At 53.0% G+C, this 3,539-nt stretch carries 3 protein-coding genes; all 3 read right to left on the reverse strand.

Going from position 1 to position 3,539, the window contains the following annotated elements; genetic code table 11:
- Window positions 1-137: 137 nt before the first annotated feature.
- The 3 genes from P1U71_RS17770 to P1U71_RS18095 all read right to left on the reverse strand — a co-directional run bounded on the left by P1U71_RS17770 (window position 138) and on the right by P1U71_RS18095 (window position 3,537).
- The gene (locus P1U71_RS17770; protein ID WP_301107014.1) at window positions 138-1,685 is read right to left on the reverse strand and encodes an arylsulfatase; all 1,548 of its coding nucleotides are present in this window, start codon (window positions 1,683-1,685) and stop codon (window positions 138-140) included.
- The gene (locus P1U71_RS17775) at window positions 1,682-3,199 is read right to left on the reverse strand and encodes an alkaline phosphatase D family protein (RefSeq protein ID WP_301107015.1); all 1,518 of its coding nucleotides are present in this window, start codon (window positions 3,197-3,199) and stop codon (window positions 1,682-1,684) included. Before P1U71_RS17775 ends, P1U71_RS17770 begins: the two co-directional genes overlap by 4 nt.
- 221 nt (window positions 3,200-3,420) lie before the next feature.
- The gene (locus tag P1U71_RS18095) at window positions 3,421-3,537 is read right to left on the reverse strand and encodes a hypothetical protein (protein WP_367281221.1); all 117 of its coding nucleotides are present in this window, start codon (window positions 3,535-3,537) and stop codon (window positions 3,421-3,423) included.
- Between the last annotated feature and the right edge of the window lie 2 nt (window positions 3,538-3,539).

Below are 3,539 nucleotides of genomic sequence, written 5' to 3' on the forward strand. Positions count from 1 at the left end.
CATCGTTGTAACCCAAATCATCCGCCATAATGACGATGATGTTAGGGCGCTCCGCGCCAAAGCTTGGAACAGAAAACAGAATCCCCAACAGAACCAACCAACTATATTTTTTCATCTTCATTTCTTCTTCCGTGCCTTCAGTTCTTTTTTGCTATCCAGTTGTCCCACAACTTCGCCATCGTGCGCACTTTTTCCGGATACTGCGCAGACAGGTCGTTCAGTTCCGTTGGATCATCCGCAAGGTTATACAGCTCCCACGGCGAAGTTGCCGGTTTCGACTTTGACTTCATTCTCATTTCCACCAATTTCCAGTCACCCGCTCTGACCGCTTTTGCATTGCTGTATTTCCAGCACAGGAACGGATGCTCGACCGGTTTCTGTCCTTTTAAGACGGGCAAAAATGAAATTCCATCGGTCTCCAAGAGCTCCTGGCCACGAATCTCGGCAGGATATTTCGCGCCAGTGAGTTCCATAAAGGTGGGCACGAAATCAATCAAATGGCCGACATGATCCGAAAAACTGCCGGGCTTGGTCACTCCGGGCCAGCGAACGATCATCGGAGCGAGAATCCCGCCCTCATGATTAGTCGCTTTAAATAATCGGAACGGAGTGTTGGACGCATTGGCCCAGGCCGGGCCTACCGCTCGATAGCTTTCCACCGGTCCCGGCGGAATACCTGGCGTAGTGTTTGGAGGCTCTGCACAGGCGCCATTGTCCGACAGGAAAATTACAATCGTGTTTTCATCCTTTCCAATCTCCTTGAGCTTGGCCATCACCTTGCCGACCCCCTGATCCATCCGGTCGACCATCGCGGCATAAACCGCCATCATATACGCTTCGTCCCTCCGCTCTTCCTTCGATAACGACGACCAGGGCTTCACCTGTTCCGCTCGGGGCGAAAGCCTGGATTGATCATCGATGACCCCCATCTTCTTCATACGCTGAAAGCGGTTTTCCCGGAGTTGATCCCAGCCTATTTTGTACGTGTCTTTATACTTAGCAATATCCTCCGGCCAAGCCTGGATCGGATAATGCGGCGCGGTATATGCGAGATAGAGCACGAACGGCTTATCCTCATCTTTATATTCCTCCAGCCGGTCCACGGCATACTGCGTAAACGCGTCGGTGGTATAAAAGTTCTTATCTTCGGGTGTATATCCATCCGTAATTAACTGATCTTCAATCGCCCACTTTCTGGTCTTATTATCGCTGAATTTACGTCCCGGCTTGCCTTCGCCAGGCCGTGCCTGAATGCCGGGATTCCAGAAATTACAACAGCCGTCGCACAGACCGTAATAGCGGTCAAATCCATGATCCGTCGGTATACCCCGTTGATGCCACTTACCCGTCATTAGCGTCCGATATCCCACCGGCCGCAGCACTTCTGCAAAGGTTGCGCCGACTCTCATCCCACCCTTATGAGGATACTGGCCGGTCAGTAGCGACGCACGGGAAGCCCCGCATTTGGCATTGTTATAAAAATTGCGGAACCGCATCCCCTCATCAGCCAGTTTATCTATATTCGGTGTCGCGATTTCACCGCCGTAACAGCCGATATCCGAATACCCCATATCATCCACCATGATGACGATGATGTTCGGGCGGTCGCGGCCGGCCTGGGCTGCAACGGCCGTCAGGACCGCGGCCGAGGCAAGCAGTAGGGTGAACGTCGATTGTCTCATCATTGCTCGACTCCCGGTGTCAACTGGCTGCGCGTCAACGTCAGTTTGTGGATATCGTTACCCTCTTCGCCCATCAACCGGAAGGTCACTTCGGGATCGGGCAGGTCTGCATCGATGGAAAACTCGCCGAATGCATACTCGCCGGAAATCCCGTAAAATTGGGTGTCCCACTTCTCACTAGTTGCAGGCGGACCCGAGCGTCCGCCCAGGCTGGCTGCTTCAAACTCGTAGAATTCAAACCCGGACGAACGGGGGATACGAAACCCGCGCGCGCCGTGTCGGTCGCCGGAAATGAGCAGCACGCCGCCGATCCGGTGTTTTTCGATCAGACGGAAGATGCGTTCCCGCCCCTCGGGATCCCAGGCGCCCCAGGAATCTTTTCCTTTCGAGACATGATCGGTCCACATCGAGCCGCAGGATAGAATGATGAACGGCCCCTTGCAGTCGAGCAACTGCTTCTCCAGCCAATCCATCTGATCATCGCCGAGGAACGAGCCTTTCTTGTTTTCGCGGAAGTAGCGGTTATCGGTCATGATCACATCGCATGGCCCGATCCGAGTGCGGGTGAACACGCCGCGTCGCTCGTCATCAAACCCAAAAGAAGGATTATTCCACGACTGTGTAAATACATCGCAAACACCCTGTTTGTCCTGCTCAGTGTATCCTCTTACAATGCCAGCCCCATCGTTTCTGAAATAATCATGATCATCCCACGTCGCATAGACCGGCATGCGCGCAACCAAATCGTTCCAGGCTGGCATCAAGTCCCGATAATAGGTATCCAGCCGATGCATGCCCAAATGGTTATTCCGATCCTGCACCGCAATATCACCAATCAAAAGCATTGCCGACGGGTTACGGCTACGGATCAAGGCCGACTGCTTGGGGTTGCCAAGACCCCAACGATGGAAACAGCTCCCGAACGCGATGCGGACCTTGCCGGAGGTCGTGGCCTTCGGCGCCGTCACAATCGTCGCATGCTCAGGGATAGAAATTTTCGTGCCGTCCACCCATAAGCTATAAGGATAGCGAGTGTTTGGTTTTAAGCCGGTCACCGGCACAATCGCTGTCAAGTCCGACGCAACCGTGCTCAAAACGGGGCCGTATGTTTTATTACCCAAACGCACTTCCACCGTCGCTGGTTTCAGCGTGCGAACCCAAACGCGCGCGCCTTCTTCGCTCACTGCGCCCAGCATCGGTCCACCCAAATGGGTCATCTCGGCCTTTGCACAAAGCGCCTGAAACTCCGGCTGTTCGGCCAACTGGACAAAGGTTCGGTCTTTTGATTCGCTCAAATAGGTATAGGCGTATTTCATCAGCTCCTGCTTTTCCGCCGATTGTTCACCCCACAGATTCAACAATCTCAGGCTGGTTTTAAGATCACCCTTGATGAGTTGCACGTGCAAGGAGTGAGAATTATTCGATGCCCCCATATCCGCCAGCGCGGTAGCAGGATAAAAGGCATATCGGCCGATTGCCGCAGCTGTGAGTGTTAAATAGGTTCTACGATCCATCATTCAATTCTTCCAGTTATTTTGCGTTACCAATTTTAATGCCCTGCGCCTTTAGCCATTTTTCGCACACTGGGAACCAGTCCACCTTTGCCAACCCGTGACCGCCAAAAATAACAGGAAAGTCCGCGAACAGCGTGCCGCTGCAGTCAGTTTCGATTTCTTCCAGATAGATTTCATCGTTTAGACAACAGATTTTCCTACATCCAAACAGGCCGTCATTACATCTATAGCCCGTCCTCAGAAATCAATGTAGGTGTGACTGTCATCAGTAGCTTCCTGGGCTGTGAATTCACGGTAGCGGTGCGGAACAATCTGCCGAGGAAGGGGATATCACCAATCAGGG

The organism is Sneathiella sp. (genome assembly GCF_029233945.1).
Classification (GTDB): Bacteria; Pseudomonadota; Alphaproteobacteria; order Sneathiellales; family Sneathiellaceae; genus Sneathiella.